Raw genomic sequence first — 15,273 nt, forward strand, 5'->3', positions numbered from 1 at the left:
CATTGCTACCTTTCAGTCCTTGCTATGCCTATGCTTAATCAGAGCTTATCTTTGTTATAAGAATATATTGCTTCATAAAACGAGTGGCATCGTGCATAAATACTCACACATGATGGGAATTCGGCTTTTTCAGTGTGTATAAAAAGCATAAATCACTATTGAAAAGGTTAATTGTTTGTAAATACAATGCCGTAATTGCTTAAAAGCAAAACAATATCTTATTTCATTGAATGGAAGTAAGGACACCATATTCGCTATGCATGCGGTATCGAGAGGGAATGTGCAATGACTGTAGAAAATAATGTAGAACGCGGTTTGTTTGATGAGGTAATGGTACCTTGTTATAACCCAATGGAAATGATTCCAGTGAAAGGCGAGGGTGCTCGCGTTTGGGATCAGCAAGGTAAAGAGTACATCGACTTTGCTGGTGGTATCGCCGTGAGCTGTCTAGGTCATTGTCACCCAGCAATGGTGAATGCATTAACAGAGCAAGGCCAAAAGCTGTGGCACCTAAGCAACGTGATGACTAACGAGCCAGCGCTGCGTCTAGCGAAAAAGCTGACCGAAGTGAGCTTTGCAGAAAAAGTGTTCTTTGCTAACTCGGGTGCTGAAGCGAACGAAGCTGCTCTTAAGCTGGCGCGTCGTTACGCTGCTGATAAGTTTGGTCCAGAGAAATCTGAAATCATCGCGTTTACACAAGGTTTCCACGGCCGTACCTTCTTTACGGTCACTGTCGGCGGTCAAGCTACCTACTCTGATGGCTTTGGTCCTAAGCCAGGTGACGTGACGCACCTACCATACAATGATGTTGCAGCGCTGCGTGAGCATATCTCAGATCGCACGTGCGCCATCATGATGGAACCGCTTCAAGGTGAAGGCGGCATCATCTCTCCAACAGACGAATTTGTTCAAACTGTTCGTGAACTGTGTGACAAACACAATGCACTACTGATTTTTGATGAAGTTCAAACCGGTAATGGTCGTACTGGTCATTTCTATGCTTACCAAGGTCTGGGTGTGACGCCTGACATTCTAAGTACTGCGAAATCTTTAGGCGGTGGTTTCCCGATTGGCGCAATGCTAACGACTACAGAGCTGTCTAAGCACCTAAAAGTGGGTACTCACGGTTCGACTTACGGCGGTAACCCTCTGGCGTGTGCTGTGGCAGAAGCGGTGGTTGACGTCGTGAGCAATCCAGAAACTCTTTCTGGCGTTGCTGAGCGTGAAGCGCTGTTCCGTGATGGCTTGGCTAAGTTGAATGATAAATACCAAGTTTTTGCCGAGGTTCGTGGCAAAGGGTTATTACTCGGTGCTGCACTTAATGATGAGTGGCAGGGCCGTGCTCGCGATGTCTTGGTCGCAGCGGGTAAAGAAGGATTAATGGTACTAGTTGCGGGTGCAAACGTAGTGCGTTTCACGCCGTCACTTGTCATTAGTAAAGAAGAAATCGAAGAAGGATTAGCACGCCTGGATAAAGCATTAGCGTCGCTAACACAATAATTAAAACATCTAACTGAGCTAAGTCATCATGCTTAGCTCGACTACCGAGACCACCAGTTGTTCTTCAAAATAGCTGGTGGTGTTGGTATGAGCATCAGGAGGGAGTATCGATGCTAGTTGTTCGCCCTATCGCAATGTCGGATTACGACGCACTACACACTTGCGCCGTAGAATCGGGTCACGGATTTACATCTCTACCAGTTAACGAAGAGTTGTTAACCAATCGAATTACTCATTCAGAGTACAGTTTTACCAAGCCAGATGTTACTAAGCCCGGTGATGAAGGTTACCTAATGGTCGGTTTTGATAGCGAAACTGGCGAAGTGGCGGGTTGTACCGGAATTGAAGCTTCAATTGGCTGGGATGTGCCTTTTTACTCTTACCATATCAGTACCATTGTTCACTCTTCAGCAAAGCTGGGCGTTAACAATGTCGTTAAGTTACTGACATTTGGTAACAACTACACAGGATGTAGTGAGATTTGTACGCTGTTCCTAAGACCAACATTCCGTGGCGGTTTGAATGGTCGTCTGATGTCGAAGTGTCGCTTCTTGATGATGGCTGAACACCCACATCGCTTCTCTAAAACGGTGTTTGCTGAGATGCGTGGTGTTTCTGATGAAGAAGGTAATTCGCCATTCTGGCAGTGGCTGCAAGAGCATTTCTTCTCGATCGATTTCACCATGGCTGACTACCTAACAGGTATCGGTAAAAAAGGCTTTATTGCCGACCTTATGCCTAAGCTGCCCATCTACATCAACCTGCTAAGCAAAGAAGCACAAGCGGTAATTGGTGAAGTGCACGAGAACACACGCCCAGCCCTGCGCTTGCTTGAAAAGGAAGGTTTCACTTGCCGTAACTACGTTGATATTTTCGATGGTGGTCCGACGGTTGAATGTGATCTGCGTAATATCGAATCAGTACGTCATTCATTCCGAGCCAAAGTGACCATCGCGGAGCATTCAAGCGCGAACGATTACTTGATTTCTAATACGTCTTTTGAAAATTTCCGCGCGACAGCGGCAAAAGCGGCCTATGACCGAGAGACCGAATCCGTGATTCTATCTCCTGAGGTAGCGGATGCACTCAAAGTAAGCGAAGGCGAATTCGTTCGAATGTTGGCTCAGTAAGCCTGAATGTATAAAGAATCTGAAGGAAGAAGTTATGACACATTGGATTGCAGGTGAATGGGTTGCGGGTCAAGGTGAGCCGATGAGTTCGCAAAGCCCATACAACACCGAAGTGATTTGGCAGGGCGACAGTGCAACGCCTGCGCAAGTTGAACAAGCGGTATCGGCGGCACGCAGTGCGTTTGTTGGTTGGAAGAAAATGAGCTTTTCTGAGCGCGAGGCGATTGTTTTAGCCTTTGCCGAAAAAGTGAAAGAGAACAGCGAGCAGATCGCGGAAATCATTGCCAAAGAAACGGGCAAGCCAATCTGGGAAACGCGAACAGAAGCGGCAGCAATGGCCGGTAAAATTGCTATTTCGATTCGCGCATACCATGACCGCACCGGTGAAGCGCAGCGCGAAGCAGCAGGCAACCAGATTGTGCTACGTCATCGCCCACTGGGTGTGATGGCGGTATTTGGTCCGTATAACTTCCCGGGCCACCTACCAAATGGTCATATCGTGCCAGCCCTTTTGGCCGGCAACACAGTGGTATTCAAACCATCAGAGCAAACGCCACTAACCGGTGAGTTTGCGATGAAACTGTGGGATCAAGTTGGTTTACCAAAGGGCGTGATTAACCTAGTTCAAGGTTCCAAAGAGACGGGAATAGCGCTCGCTGATTCGAAAGGTCTTGATGGCGTACTATTCACGGGTAGTGCAAACACCGGGCACATTCTACACAAGCAGTTTGCAGGACAACCGGGCAAGATGCTGGCGCTAGAGATGGGCGGCAACAACCCGATGGTGATTTCTGACAACTACGGCGATCTTGATGCCACAGTTTACACCATCATCCAATCGGCATTCATCAGTGCAGGGCAGCGTTGTACCTGTGCGCGCCGCTTGTATGTGCCTATAGGTGAGAAAGGTGACCTATTGGTGAGCAAACTGGTGGAAGCGACTAACAAGATCCGTGTCGACCAGCCATTTGCAGAGCCTGCTCCGTTTATGGGGCCTCAAATTTCAAAAGCTGCCGCTGACTTTATCCTTGCTGCGCAAGCGAATCTGCAAAAGCTTGGCGGTGAGAGTCTAATCGAAGCGAAAGCGGGTGAGGCGGCATTTGTTACTCCGGGTATCATTGATGTCACTGCGATTGCAGAACTGCCAGATGAAGAGTACTTCGGCCCGTTGCTGCAAGTCGTTCGCTACCAAGGTTTGGAGAAAGCGGTGGAGCTAGCTAACGACACACGTTTTGGTTTATCGGCTGGCTTAGTGTCTACCGATGACAGCGAGTGGGAATACTTTGTTGACCATATCCGTGCGGGTATCGTAAACCGCAACCGTCAGCTCACTGGCGCGAGTGGTGATGCACCATTTGGCGGTCCAGGCGCATCGGGCAATTTACGTCCAAGCGCTTACTATGCCGCAGACTATTGTGCTTACCCAATGGCTTCGATGGAAGGCAGCGAAACATTACTGCCTGCTACGTTAAGCCCAGGGTTAGAGCTATAACCATAATAAACCACTAAGGTTTCCCTTATTGCCTTTCTCAGCCGAAAGGCACTTTAAACGTCACAGGTTGAAGGCTACCTAATCAGATTTTCTGGACACATTTTGGTTAGGTGGCCTCTTTTATATCGAAAAACAATACTAATAAAGCTCTCTTTAACGTAAACAACCCCGATACAAGGAGGCGTTATGACGCCAGATGTTTTGTTCCAACCGTTATGGAATGACTATATTCAACGCTTATGTCCCTCTGCTGAAAAAGTGCATCAACTTCTGCAAGAAAACGAAGCATTGATCAACGACCATATTGCTTTGCGCACCTTCAATGTTGAGCCGTTAGGCATTGCGACGCTGGCTCAACCATTCCTTGACGCTGGTTACACCCCTTGTGGTGACTATGTGTTTGAGAGCAAAAAGTTAGTCGCCAAGCATTTTGAACATCCAGACCCAACGCAACCGAAAGTATTCATCAGTGAACTTAAAGTTGATGAGTGTTCAGACGAGTTGCAGGCCATCGTGGCTAAACTGGTTGAGCAGGTAGACGCCTCTCAATTGCAAAGCCCAGAGTTTTTGTATGGCGGACGTTTGTGGGATCTGAGCTATGCTGATTTCCAGACGTTGGCGAAAGAGAGTGAATACGCTTCTTGGTTAGCTGCCCATGGTTATGGTGCAAACCACTTTACTGTGAGCGTTAATCAGTTAAATGCGTTTAACGACGTGGTTGATGTGAACAACCATCTGCGTGATGCAGGCTTTACCATCAATGAGTTTGGTGGTGAGGTGAAAGGATCTCCTGATGTGTTGCTCGAACAGTCATCCACTATGGCAGACAAAGTCCCCGTGCAATTTACTGAAGGCACAGAGATTATCCCGGGTGGTTTCTATGAGTTTGCCAAGCGTTACCCAATGAACAATGGTGAGCTTTACCCAGGGTTTGTTGCGGCGTCTGCGGATAAGATTTTTGAAAGCACCAATGGGTAAGTTCGAACAGAGATTACCTAGTTTGTATTGCTCATGAACAAAAAAGCCACCCAATGGGTGGCTTTTAAAATTCAGCAGTTAATCGAGATTAACGAGTACCGTAAACAACGATTGTCTTACCGTGAGCAGAGATTAGGTTCTGCTCTTCTAGCATCTTCAAGATACGACCTACTGTCTCACGAGAACAGCCAACGATTTGACCGATTTCTTGACGAGTGATCTTGATTTGCATGCCGTCTGGGTGAGTCATCGCATCTGGTTGCTTCGCTAGGTTTAGTAGCGTTTGCGCGATACGGCCAGTAACGTCTAAGAACGCAAGGTCGCCCACTTTTTGGCTAGTCACCTGAAGGCGGCTTGCCATTTGCGCTGAAAGGCGCATTAGGATGTCTGGGTTTACTTGAATTAGCTGACGGAACTTCTTGAATGAAATTTCTGCTACTTCACAAGGAGATTTAGCACGAACCCATGCGGTACGTTCTTGGTCTTCTTCGAATAGACCAAGTTCACCGATAAAGTCACCTTGGTTTAGGTAAGAAAGGATCATTTCCTTACCTTCTTCGTCTTTAATAAGAACCGCAACTGAACCTTTAACGATGTAGTACAACGTCTCAGCTTTCTCGCCCGCGTGAATTAGCGTGCTTTTTGATGGGTACTTATGAATATGACAGTGTGAAAGGAACCACTCTAATGTTGGGTCGGTTTGAGGTTTACCTAGAACCATAATATCTCACTTCCTCTGCAGGGTACGCTTGCCGCTTTCCATGTTTTAGCTAAGCCTTAAATAGGCTTACTAGGATAAGAGCACTTTACAAATGCTGCAAGCCAACTTGTGTTTCGGTTACAAATAGTATCCTTTTTCGAAAACGATTTCTTGATTTTAATCGGGTCCTAATTGGGTTTTACTACGCAAAACTGTGCACATGATCACGGTATGAAAAGTAATCGTGTTCTAGCCGTGAGTTCTAGCCAATTTTTCCTGTTTCGATGAGTTGCTGAAGGATAGGGCGAACGATCAATTCCATCGCAAAACTCATCTTACCACCAGGTACAACCAGCGTGTTATGTCGCGACATAAACGAGCCATCAATCATTGCCAGTAAGTATGGGAAATCGACATTCTTAATTCCGCGCAAGCGAATGACCACGAAACTCTCATCCAAACTCGGGATGCCTTTTGCATTTAAAGGGTTGGATGTATCGACGGTCGGCACTCGCTGAAAGTTAATGTGGGTGCGCGAGAACTGTGGGGTGATGTAGTTGAGGTAATCGTCCATCGAACGAACAATCGAATCCATCACCGCTTCACGAGAGTGACCTCGATCGCGTGTGTCTCGAACAAACTTTTGAATCCACTCTAAGTTCACGATTGGAACCATGCCAATCAAGAAGTCCACATGCTGGGCAACGTTAACATCGCCATCGACGACGCCGCCATGCAACCCTTCGTAGAAAAGAACATCGGAGTTTTCTGGCAAGTCTTGCCAAGGGGTGAAGGTGCCAGGCATTTGGTTGTATGGTACCGCTTCGTCAAAGGTGTGCAGGTAGCGGCGAACTTGTCCTGTACCCTCATGACCATATTTGCGAAAGAACTCAGCTAGCGCAGGAAAGTCGTTGGCTTGTGGGCCAAAGTAACTGATATGGCGGCCTTGCTCGCGCGCCTTGCGGATCTCCACATCCATCTCTGGTCGTGTGAAGCGATGGAAGCTGTCGCCTTCAACCCATGCGGGTTTAACGTTCATCATATTGAACATCTTACGGAAAGCTTCTGAAGTGGTGGTAGTACCGGCGCCAGAAGAACCGGTAACGGCAATAATTGGATGTTTAGCTGACATGACAAACCTTGTCGTTGAATACGTTCCTGTAATCGGATTTCACTATAGCACGCTTTAGTAAACCGTCATTGTATGCAGTTCTCTAAAATTTGTTTTTGAGTTGAATGTCGACGGTTTCATGTAACTCGGAGAAAACCACGACCGCATCGCCTGATTCGAGCTGTTTCTTAATTTGGTCAATCTTGCTTTGCAGTGACACCTCTACCGCTCCGTAGTCGGTTCCTTCCCTAAGGACAAACTCACGAATCAAGTTTTCTAACGTCTCTGGTGCAATGTCTTGCCAAGGAACAATCATAAATACCTCTAGATTTTATGTTCGCAGATGGGGCGCTATTATGCCGGATCGGTGAGACTTTCATAGTAGGCGGGCAGGGCTTCTTCAAGCCAAAACCGCGGTTTGATGGCGCTGCCAGTAACAAAGCCGACATGACCACCTTGATCAAACAATCGATAATCGATGTTATCGGGCAGCACATACTTGGGGATTACAGCATCAGTCATAAACGGGTCGTCTTTGGCATGAATGATTTGCGTCGGGACTTTGATCTCTTTCAGGCGGTGGATGCCCGAACAGCGCTGGTAATAATCTTCGGCATCTTTAAATCCATGCAGCGGCGCGGTGATTAAGTCGTCAAACTCGTACAATCGCGTCACCCGTTTGATGCATTGATAAGTTAGCCCCAACTCGCCCTTGAGTAAGTGATGCTTTTGCAAGGCGCTCTTTTTCAATGAGGAGAGTAAGTAGTTTTTGTAGAGCTTAGAAAAGCCTTGTTCAATTCGTTCTGAGCAGGCCGAGAGATCCAATGGCGCGGAGACAATTGTCGCGGCATCGAGTAGTGGGTCTTGATTATACTTAGCCAAGTAGTTCGCCAGCATATTTCCGCCAAGAGAAATCCCAACGGCAACCTTCTTTTGAGAAGGAAATAGGCTATCTAGGTATTGCAAAAAGAAACGGGCATCTTCGACTTCACCAGAGTGATAAGCGCGCGCCAACTTGTTCGGCTTACCGCTGCAGCCGCGAAAGTGCATCATGACGGAGAGCCAACCTTGTTTGTTAAACGCATCCATCAAGCCATTGGCGTAGGGGCTGTAGAAGCATCCTTCCAGTCCGTGAAACAGAACGAAAATCGGTTTGCTTTTGGCCGCTGTGGTTTGGTTATCTTCACCCCAAGCGATATCAAGAAAGTCACCATCGGGGGTATCAAGTGTTTGCCAGGTAGGCTCGAACAGCGCTTTTTTTCGAATTAAGCGCGGAGCTAGGGTTTGAAGGTGGGGATTGGAAAGCCCTTTGGCGGCGACAAACTGAGTCATAAACAGTCTCTATAGGTTGGCGATGTTATCAATGGGCTCAGCGAAGGCTGAATAGAGGCGCTCGCCACCAAGTTGGCGGCAATACCGAAGCGTAAGTGGCTCGCCGAGATTCTTTTCCAATTGAATACTGTTAATGCAATCAACCAGATCAGATTGCTGCTGTTTTTCGAGTTGCAGTTCGAATTGGAGCGATTCTCGATAGACAGTGTCTGGCACTTGGCTTTTTAGCTTTCGCCTTAACTCACGGAAATTGAGGAGCAGGGCTTCGGAGCGCCCGAGACACTCCTCAACACGATGCCAATCTTGCTCACCAAAACAGACCTGTTGTTCGTCGAGCCATTTGAGCAGCAGTAATAAATTGACGTTACCTTTAAACTGATTTTGCAGAGCTAAGCACGCCTCTTTTACTTCTCGCACACTGTAGTACTGCAAGCTAAATTGCCACAAGCGCTCAAGTGTTAAAGAAATTTGTGCGTGCTCTGAACTCATTGGCTACTGAACTCCTGCTCCATCTGTTCTAGCTCTTCTTGGAGAGCCATCCATTCCATTTCAACATCTTCAAGCTCGGCTTTGCTGTTGGCTTGAATGGCGAGTACTTGATTAAGTTTAGCTTTATTTTCGGCTTCATAAAGTGAGTTATCGGATAATTGCGTTTCCGCTTCCGCTAACGATTCACCCAACTTATCCATTTTTTCTTCTAACTTTGTCAGGTTTTTGCGAATTGGCGCGGTTTGCTTGCGAAATTCAGCTTCACGGCGTTTCTGGTCTTTTTTGGCCGCCGCGCTGTTCGCACTCGTTTTCTCTGGTTGCTGAGCTTGGGCTTCACGTCGCTCCGCTTTTTGTTGCTCTGTTAGCCATTTGTAGTAGTCGTTCAAATCGCCATCAAATGGGGCGACTTGGCGATCATGAACCAGGTAAAGATCATCGGTGGTCGCGCGCAATAGGTAGCGGTCGTGCGAGACAATCACCATCGCTCCCTCAAAGGTTTGTAGAGCCATAGTTAGCGCTTGACGCATATCCAAATCTAGGTGGTTTGTTGGTTCATCGAGCAGCAGCAAGTTCGGCTTTTGCCATACGATTAATGCCAGCACCAGACGTGCTTTTTCGCCACCGGAAAACGGCGCGACTTTTTCTAGCGCTTTATCACCTTGGAAGCCAAAACTGCCGAGATAATTGCGTAGTTCGAGCTCATTCTTGTCAGGTGCAATCTGCATCATGTGCTGCAACGGTGTTTCTTCTGGGTGAAGCGTTTCTAGTTGATGCTGAGCAAAGTAGCCAATCTTCACGCCTTGTGAATAGGTTAAGTCACCCCCTTGAGGATTGAGTTCTCGAGAAAGCAACTTAATCAGCGTTGATTTACCCGCGCCATTACGACCAAGTAGACCAATGCGACTGCCGGGTACGAGGTTGAGGCGAATTTTTTCTAAGATAAGATTATCACCATAGCCTGCTGATACCTCATCCATCATGATGATAGGGTTTGGCAGCGCATCTGGATCGCGAAACTGGAAGCTGAATGGGTTATCGAGCTGCGCAGGCAGAACCTTCTCCATTTTCTCTAAGGCTTTAATTCGGCTCTGTGCTTGGCGAGCTTTCGAGGCTTTGTAGCGGAAGCGGTCGATGTAGCTTTGCATGTGCGACATCTGCTTTTGTTGCTTCTCAAATTGCGCTTGTTGCAAGATAAGCTTCTGAGCGCGCTGTTCTTCAAATGATGAGTAGTTGCCGGTGTACTCGTTCAGCAACTGATTCTCGACGTGAATGACACGACCGACAATAGGATCGAGAAAGTCTCGGTCGTGCGAGATAAGCACGAGTGTCCCCGGGTAATTTTGTAGCCAGCGTTCTAGCCACATCACGGCATCTAAGTCCAAGTGGTTGGTTGGTTCATCAAGAAGCAACAAGTCTGAGCGGCAAAGCAGAGCTTGAGCTAGGTTCAAGCGCATACGCCAGCCCCCCGAGAACTGAGTTAAGTTCCAGCTCATTTGCTCTTGGCTAAAGCCTAAACCATCCAATAATTCCGCCGCACGAGCGCGGATACTGTAACCACCGATGGTTTCAATTTGGCCGTGGATTTCGGCAACTAGCGTCCCTTTGTCTTGTTGCTCCGCCTGTGCAAGATCGGCTTCTAGCTTTCGATATTCACGATCACCATCGATTACGTACTCAATGGCGCTACGCTCGAGAGCAGGAGTTTCTTGAGCGACCCATGCTAGTTCCCAATGAGCCGGTTTGCTGAAGTTACCCGCATCAATAGACAGCTCGTCTTTGATTAATGCAAAAAGCGTCGACTTACCGCTGCCATTTTTACCGACAAGGCCCACTTTGTCGCCGGGATGAATGGTTGCCGAAGCTTGCTCAAGAAGGGGTTTTCCGCCACGTAGTAGCTGTATGCCAGAGAAGGTGATCATAGTTGTTTGCTTTATCTTTGCTCGTATTGCGTCGAATAGTAGGGGGAATAAGATTAAAAGTCGATTATTGCGTTATTTGCGCTAACCACGTATAACAAACTGATAACCTATAAAAACAATAGAATACATTCGAAACACAAGGATTGCTGTCCAAGGAATGCAGAGTTTAGCCACGCAAAAGCCCAAAGTTTTGGTGCTGTATGCCCACCCTGAGTCACAGTCGTCAGTGGCCAACCAAATGATGCTCAAGAAGATTAAATCACTTGAGCATGTCACCGTGCATGATCTTTATGCGCACTATCCCGATTTTTTTATCGATGTCGCCGCGGAACACCAACGACTTATCGAACATGATGTGATCGTGTTTCATCACCCTCTTTATATGTACTCTTGCCCGGCGTTGCTGAAAGAGTGGCTAGACCGAGTTCTCGGTAAAGGGTTCGCCTTTGGTAAGGGAGAGGCGTTGAAGGGCAAATATTGGCGCAGTGTGATTACGACGGGAGGCCAAGAGGAAGCGTTTAGTAAAGGTGGCTACAACCGCTATCCTTTATCAGAGATACTTCAACCTTTTGAGCTCACTGCAGCATTGTGTCAAATGCATTGGATTGAACCTTTAGTGCTTTACTGGGCAAGAAATGTCTCCGAAATGGAGCGCTACCAACACGCTGAAGCGTATCGACAATGGTTGAATGACCCCTTGTATGCTTACCCAGAAGAATTAGGAGGCGAGCATGGCGCTTGAAAGTGATTTCCTCCAAAGTAGTGTGATCTTCTTGACCGCAGCGGTGGTGGCGGTACCTCTTGCTCAACGTATGGGGCTTGGCTCGGTATTGGGTTACCTTCTCGCAGGTGTAGCGATCGGCCCTTGGGGGTTAGGCTTGATCAGCGACGTTGAAGCGATTCTCCACTTCGCTGAGTTTGGTGTCGTCTTGCTGCTCTTTCTGATCGGCTTGGAGCTGAATCCGAAAAAGCTGTTACAAATGAAAGGACCGATTCTCGGTTTAGGCGGCGCGCAAGTGGTCATCACAACTTGTGTGATATCTAGCGTTGCTTTTTTAGCGGGAACCAGTTGGCAAACCAGTTTGGTGATTGGAATGGGATTGGCGCTTTCCTCGACAGCCATTGCTTTGAAAGTGATTGAAGAGCAAGGGTTAGCAGGCAAAGAAGCAGGTCAATCGGGTTTTGCAGTATTGCTATTCCAAGATATCGCTGTGATTCCCATGTTGGCGGTTTTACCCTTACTTGCCGGAAATACGGCAGGCAATGCGTGGGATGCGCTGTGGATGTTTGCTGGCGTAGGCGGGCTGTTGGTCGGTGGTCACTTCTTGCTGCGACCATTGTTCCGTTATGTCGTGATTAGTGGCGTGCGTGAATTGTTTACTGTCGCGGCACTCTTGCTGGTGATAGGCATTGCTCTAATCATGAAGCAGCTTGGTTTATCTATGGCGCTAGGAACCTTTCTTGCTGGTGTGTTACTTGCGGAAAGCGAGTATCGTCATGAGTTAGAAATCGCGATAGAACCGTTTAAAGGTTTGCTGCTTGGACTCTTCTTTATTGCCGTGGGTATGGCGGTCAACTTAGGGTTGCTTGCGTTAGAACCATTTGCTGTCCTTGTGGCGGTATTTAGCTTGGTTGCGGTGAAAGGGGCGATTCTTTATTTCTTAGCGCGTCTTTATGGTAGCCGTGCAAAATCGCGCAGTAAAATGGCGGCGATTTTAAGCCAAGGTGGTGAGTTCGCCTTCGTTATCTTTACCGCTGCGAGTGCCGAAGGGTTACTTAACCAAGAGCAGACGGCTTTCTTGCTCGTTGTGGTCAGCTTATCTATGGTCACCACCCCTCTATTACTGATGGCGCAGAACAAATGGTATGCGAGAGGACTGAACGCAGAAACAGAAGCAACATTGGCTAGCGATGTTATCAATAAGCAGCCGCGAGTCATCATTGCGGGCTTTGGTCGTTTTGGTCAAATCATTGGCCGGCTAATGTACGCCAACAAGATCAAAGTGACGGTGCTGGAAAGTGATGCTAGCCAAATTCAGTTGCTGAGAAAGTATGGCTACAAAGTTTACTACGGTGACGCCACTCAGCTCGATTTATTGCGAGCTGCTGGTGCAGACAAAGCCGAAGCCATGGTCATTTGTACCGACTCACCGGATGAGATCATGAAGATCGTAGAACTCTGTCAGACGCATTTTCCTAAGCTACGTTTGCTCGCTCGAGCACGCAGTCGCGTAGAAGCTTATCAATTGCTGAGTCATGGTGTTGAAAGCTATTCTCGTGAGACCTTCCTTGGTGCACTCGATCTAGGTCGTCAGGCATTGGTTGAGTTGGGAATGCATCCGTATCAAGCCAAACGAGCAGAAGCCCATTTTAGGAAACTTGATAATGCGATGCTCAAAGAGCTCCTCCCTCAGCATCAAGATGATAAGCAATTGGCCTTAAGAGCCAAAGAAGCCCGTAAAGAACTGGAAGAGATTTTTGGTCGTGAAATGGAAAGCGATCAACAAGCGAAGAACTTCTGGGATTAATCCAATAGAGTTGTAACATGAAAAAAAGATTTATCGCAGGCGCCAACTGCCCGAAGTGTTCAGAACAAGACACATTACGTTGGTGGATAGAAAATAATATCGAACTGGTTGAGTGTGTCGAGTGTGGTCACCAAGATCAAAGAAAACCCGAGTCCATGGAAACGACCAAGCACAGCGGCGAAGAAATGATCGGGATTTTTAAGCCGGATTGATTGAGTTTCTCTGAATCATCCCCATAATAACCCCAGTAGAAAGTTTGCTGACCATAGGGTTAGCTGTGGTCCTTTATCCTCCTTGGAGCCAATATGAAAATCGAAAAGAACGTAGTAGTAAGTCTTGCTTACCAAGTAAAGCTAGAAGACGGTGTTGTTGTTGATCAGTCTACAACTGACGCGCCTCTAGATTACCTACACGGCAACAACAACCTAATCACTGGTCTTGAAACTGCACTAGAAGGTAAGGAAGCGGGCGCGAAGTTCTCTGTTACTGTTTCTCCAGAAGAAGCGTACGGTGAGCACAATGACGCATTAGTACAACGCGTTCCTGCCGATGTTTTCCAAGGTGTTGAGCAAATCGAAGTGGGTATGCGTTTCCTAGCGGATACTGACCAAGGTCCAATCCCTGTTGAAGTTACAGAAGTTGACGGTGATGAAGTTGTGGTTGATGGTAACCACATGCTAGCAGGTCAAACACTGACGTTTGATGTTGAAGTTGTCGCTCTACGCGAAGCAACAGCAGAAGAGATCGAACACGGCCATGTTCATCAAGCTGGTGGTTGTGGTCACGACCACGATCACGAAGGTGGTTGTTGTGGTGGCGAAGGTCATGACCACGGTGAAGAGAAAAAAGACGGTTGCTGCGGTGGCGGTAGCTGCGGTTCTCACTAATCCATAGATGATTAGCGAGTAACAAGAGGCGTTTCCTGTAAAACGGGGAGCGCCTTTTTTGTCCCAGTAAGGTCGTTAGATTGAAGGAGCCCAACCAATGACTAAGCCTTTCTCAATCGCCGTTCATGGCGGAGCCGGAACCATTCTACGTGAGCAAATGAGCGATGAACTCAAGGCTGCGATCCTCGCTGATCTCGAGCGGTCCGTTCGCGCAGGGCATGAGATTCTTCTTCAATCTGGTGATGCACTTGATGCGGTTGTTGCTGCGGTCAAGGTGCTCGAAGATTCTCCTAACTTTAATGCTGGCAAAGGTTCGGTCCTCACTCATAAAGAAATGGTTGAGATGGATGCCTCCGTCATGCACGGAGCTAAGGCCGAAGCTGGCGCAGTGGCTGGGGTGCGCCATATTAAAAACCCGATTGAGCTTGCTCGTGATGTGATGCAGAAAAGCAACCACGTACTACTGATTGGTGACGGGGCTGAAGAGTTCGCGTTTGAGCAGGGCTACTCATTTACCGAGCAGGATTACTTCTTTACTGATCGCCGCTATGGGCAATTACTCTCGATGAAAGAGAAAGGTCTATTTGCGCTCTCAGAATCTAAATACCCCGATGATAAAAAGTACGGCACGGTCGGCGCCGTGGCTTTGGATCAAAAAGGGAACTTAGCGGCAGCAACCAGCACAGGGGGCGTGACTAATAAGAAATATGGTCGCGTCGGCGACTCTTCGATTATTGGTGCTGGTACCTTTGCAGAGAACGGCAATGTGGCCGTTTCAACCACTGGTATGGGTGAATTCTTCATTCGTAAAATGGTTGCCGGGGACGTCGCTGCTCGAATGCGCTATCTCAAAGAAGATGTACACACCGCCTGTGAAACCATTATCCAAGGGGAATTGAAACAGATGGGCGGAGAAGGCGGTCTGATAGCGGTGGATGCGCAAGGTAATCTGCATTTTTCAATGAACAGTTCAGGGATGTATCGTGCGGGTATCGATAGAGACGGGAAACTGAGCGTAAAAATCTACGCCGATGAGTAACCTCTGGCGGTGGTGTTTCGTCAGGAAATCACTAAATGATTGATATAAATCGCAGTTGTTTTAAACATGGCTTCGTTTAATCAGTATTACGCATGGATGATTAAAAAATGACTGCAAGAAATGTGATTCAGTGCTAGAATCCATTTTTAACTAGCAACAGATACTGGA

The 15,273-nt window shown here is 47.6% G+C and carries 15 protein-coding genes; 9 read left to right on the forward strand and 6 right to left on the reverse strand.

The window, feature by feature from the left end:
* Positions 1-285: 285 nt before the first annotated feature.
* The 4 genes from OH458_RS17855 to OH458_RS17870 all read left to right on the forward strand — a co-directional run bounded on the left by OH458_RS17855 (position 286) and on the right by OH458_RS17870 (position 5,100).
* Positions 286-1,500 carry an aspartate aminotransferase family protein gene (locus OH458_RS17855; RefSeq protein ID WP_269979325.1) on the forward strand — a complete coding sequence of 405 codons (1,215 nt, stop codon included), beginning with the start codon at positions 286-288 and terminating at the stop codon, positions 1,498-1,500.
* A 110-nt stretch (positions 1,501-1,610) separates the two neighbouring features.
* Positions 1,611-2,630, forward strand: coding sequence for an arginine N-succinyltransferase (gene astA, locus OH458_RS17860; RefSeq protein WP_269979326.1), 1,020 nt, complete (start codon positions 1,611-1,613; stop codon positions 2,628-2,630).
* 34 nt (positions 2,631-2,664) lie between these two features.
* Positions 2,665-4,122 carry a succinylglutamate-semialdehyde dehydrogenase gene (gene astD / locus OH458_RS17865; protein WP_269979327.1) on the forward strand — a complete coding sequence of 486 codons (1,458 nt, stop codon included), beginning with the start codon at positions 2,665-2,667 and terminating at the stop codon, positions 4,120-4,122.
* A 186-nt stretch (positions 4,123-4,308) separates the two neighbouring features.
* Positions 4,309-5,100 (forward strand): DUF1338 domain-containing protein, encoded by a 792-nt coding sequence (locus tag OH458_RS17870; RefSeq protein ID WP_269979328.1) that lies wholly within the window; start codon positions 4,309-4,311, stop codon positions 5,098-5,100.
* A gap of 88 nt (positions 5,101-5,188) precedes the next feature.
* Here OH458_RS17870 and crp read toward each other — a convergent pair whose 3' ends face one another.
* From crp to OH458_RS17900, 6 genes are all read right to left on the reverse strand, one after another.
* The gene (gene crp / locus OH458_RS17875) at positions 5,189-5,821 is read right to left on the reverse strand and encodes a cAMP-activated global transcriptional regulator CRP (protein ID WP_004410522.1); all 633 of its coding nucleotides are present in this window, start codon (positions 5,819-5,821) and stop codon (positions 5,189-5,191) included.
* Between the two features lie 241 nt (positions 5,822-6,062).
* Entirely contained in the window at positions 6,063-6,932 is an 870-nt protein-coding gene (locus OH458_RS17880; protein ID WP_038139261.1) for a phosphoribulokinase, read from the reverse strand.
* Between the two features lie 82 nt (positions 6,933-7,014).
* On the reverse strand, positions 7,015-7,227 hold the full coding sequence (locus tag OH458_RS17885) for a YheU family protein (RefSeq protein WP_005471041.1): 213 nt from the start codon (positions 7,225-7,227) through the stop codon (positions 7,015-7,017).
* A 38-nt stretch (positions 7,228-7,265) separates the two neighbouring features.
* A complete protein-coding gene (locus OH458_RS17890) occupies positions 7,266-8,243 on the reverse strand; it encodes a hydrolase (RefSeq protein ID WP_269979329.1) in 978 nt (325 codons plus the stop codon).
* A gap of 9 nt (positions 8,244-8,252) precedes the next feature.
* A complete protein-coding gene (locus OH458_RS17895) occupies positions 8,253-8,732 on the reverse strand; it encodes a TIGR02444 family protein (protein WP_005471127.1) in 480 nt (159 codons plus the stop codon).
* On the reverse strand, positions 8,729-10,651 hold the full coding sequence (locus tag OH458_RS17900) for an ABC transporter ATP-binding protein (RefSeq protein ID WP_269979330.1): 1,923 nt from the start codon (positions 10,649-10,651) through the stop codon (positions 8,729-8,731). The genes OH458_RS17895 and OH458_RS17900 overlap by 4 nt, the downstream gene beginning before the upstream one ends.
* 157 nt (positions 10,652-10,808) lie before the next feature.
* Here OH458_RS17900 and kefG point away from each other — a divergent pair, with 157 nt between their 5' ends.
* From kefG to OH458_RS17925, 5 genes are all read left to right on the forward strand, one after another.
* Positions 10,809-11,393, forward strand: coding sequence for a glutathione-regulated potassium-efflux system ancillary protein KefG (gene kefG / locus OH458_RS17905; protein ID WP_269979331.1), 585 nt, complete (start codon positions 10,809-10,811; stop codon positions 11,391-11,393).
* Positions 11,383-13,179, forward strand: a complete 1,797-nt coding sequence (gene kefB / locus OH458_RS17910) for a glutathione-regulated potassium-efflux system protein KefB (RefSeq protein WP_269979332.1) — start codon at positions 11,383-11,385, stop codon at positions 13,177-13,179. Before kefG ends, kefB begins: the two co-directional genes overlap by 11 nt.
* A 17-nt stretch (positions 13,180-13,196) precedes the next feature.
* Positions 13,197-13,391 (forward strand): YheV family putative zinc ribbon protein, encoded by a 195-nt coding sequence (locus OH458_RS17915; protein ID WP_038139277.1) that lies wholly within the window; start codon positions 13,197-13,199, stop codon positions 13,389-13,391.
* 93 nt (positions 13,392-13,484) lie between these two features.
* On the forward strand, positions 13,485-14,066 hold the full coding sequence (gene slyD, locus OH458_RS17920; RefSeq protein WP_038139279.1) for a peptidylprolyl isomerase: 582 nt from the start codon (positions 13,485-13,487) through the stop codon (positions 14,064-14,066).
* A gap of 97 nt (positions 14,067-14,163) precedes the next feature.
* Positions 14,164-15,105, forward strand: coding sequence for an isoaspartyl peptidase/L-asparaginase family protein (locus OH458_RS17925; RefSeq protein WP_269979333.1), 942 nt, complete (start codon positions 14,164-14,166; stop codon positions 15,103-15,105).
* Positions 15,106-15,273: the final 168 nt, after the last annotated feature.

The sequence above is a fragment of the Vibrio sp. MarTm2 genome, assembly GCF_027587055.1.
GTDB classification, from domain to species: Bacteria; Pseudomonadota; Gammaproteobacteria; order Enterobacterales; family Vibrionaceae; genus Vibrio; species Vibrio sinaloensis_D.

Bases quoted from the DNA above. Each gene is read 5' to 3' on its own strand.
- kefB (WP_269979332.1), top strand. From the start codon at position 11,383: ATGGCGCTTGAAAGTGATTTCCTCCAAAGTAGTGTGATCTTCTTGACC.
- OH458_RS17870 (WP_269979328.1), top strand. From the start codon at position 4,309: ATGACGCCAGATGTTTTGTTCCAACCGTTATGGAATGACTATATTCAA.
- astD (WP_269979327.1), top strand. From the start codon at position 2,665: ATGACACATTGGATTGCAGGTGAATGGGTTGCGGGTCAAGGTGAGCCG.
- OH458_RS17890 (WP_269979329.1), bottom strand. From the start codon at position 8,243: ATGACTCAGTTTGTCGCCGCCAAAGGGCTTTCCAATCCCCACCTTCAA.
- kefG (WP_269979331.1), top strand. From the start codon at position 10,809: ATGCAGAGTTTAGCCACGCAAAAGCCCAAAGTTTTGGTGCTGTATGCC.
- crp (WP_004410522.1), bottom strand. From the start codon at position 5,821: ATGGTTCTAGGTAAACCTCAAACCGACCCAACATTAGAGTGGTTCCTT.
- OH458_RS17885 (WP_005471041.1), bottom strand. From the start codon at position 7,227: ATGATTGTTCCTTGGCAAGACATTGCACCAGAGACGTTAGAAAACTTG.
- OH458_RS17925 (WP_269979333.1), top strand. From the start codon at position 14,164: ATGACTAAGCCTTTCTCAATCGCCGTTCATGGCGGAGCCGGAACCATT.
- slyD (WP_038139279.1), top strand. From the start codon at position 13,485: ATGAAAATCGAAAAGAACGTAGTAGTAAGTCTTGCTTACCAAGTAAAG.
- OH458_RS17915 (WP_038139277.1), top strand. From the start codon at position 13,197: ATGAAAAAAAGATTTATCGCAGGCGCCAACTGCCCGAAGTGTTCAGAA.
- OH458_RS17900 (WP_269979330.1), bottom strand. From the start codon at position 10,651: ATGATCACCTTCTCTGGCATACAGCTACTACGTGGCGGAAAACCCCTT.
- OH458_RS17855 (WP_269979325.1), top strand. From the start codon at position 286: ATGACTGTAGAAAATAATGTAGAACGCGGTTTGTTTGATGAGGTAATG.
- OH458_RS17880 (WP_038139261.1), bottom strand. From the start codon at position 6,932: ATGTCAGCTAAACATCCAATTATTGCCGTTACCGGTTCTTCTGGCGCC.
- astA (WP_269979326.1), top strand. From the start codon at position 1,611: ATGCTAGTTGTTCGCCCTATCGCAATGTCGGATTACGACGCACTACAC.
- OH458_RS17895 (WP_005471127.1), bottom strand. From the start codon at position 8,732: ATGAGTTCAGAGCACGCACAAATTTCTTTAACACTTGAGCGCTTGTGG.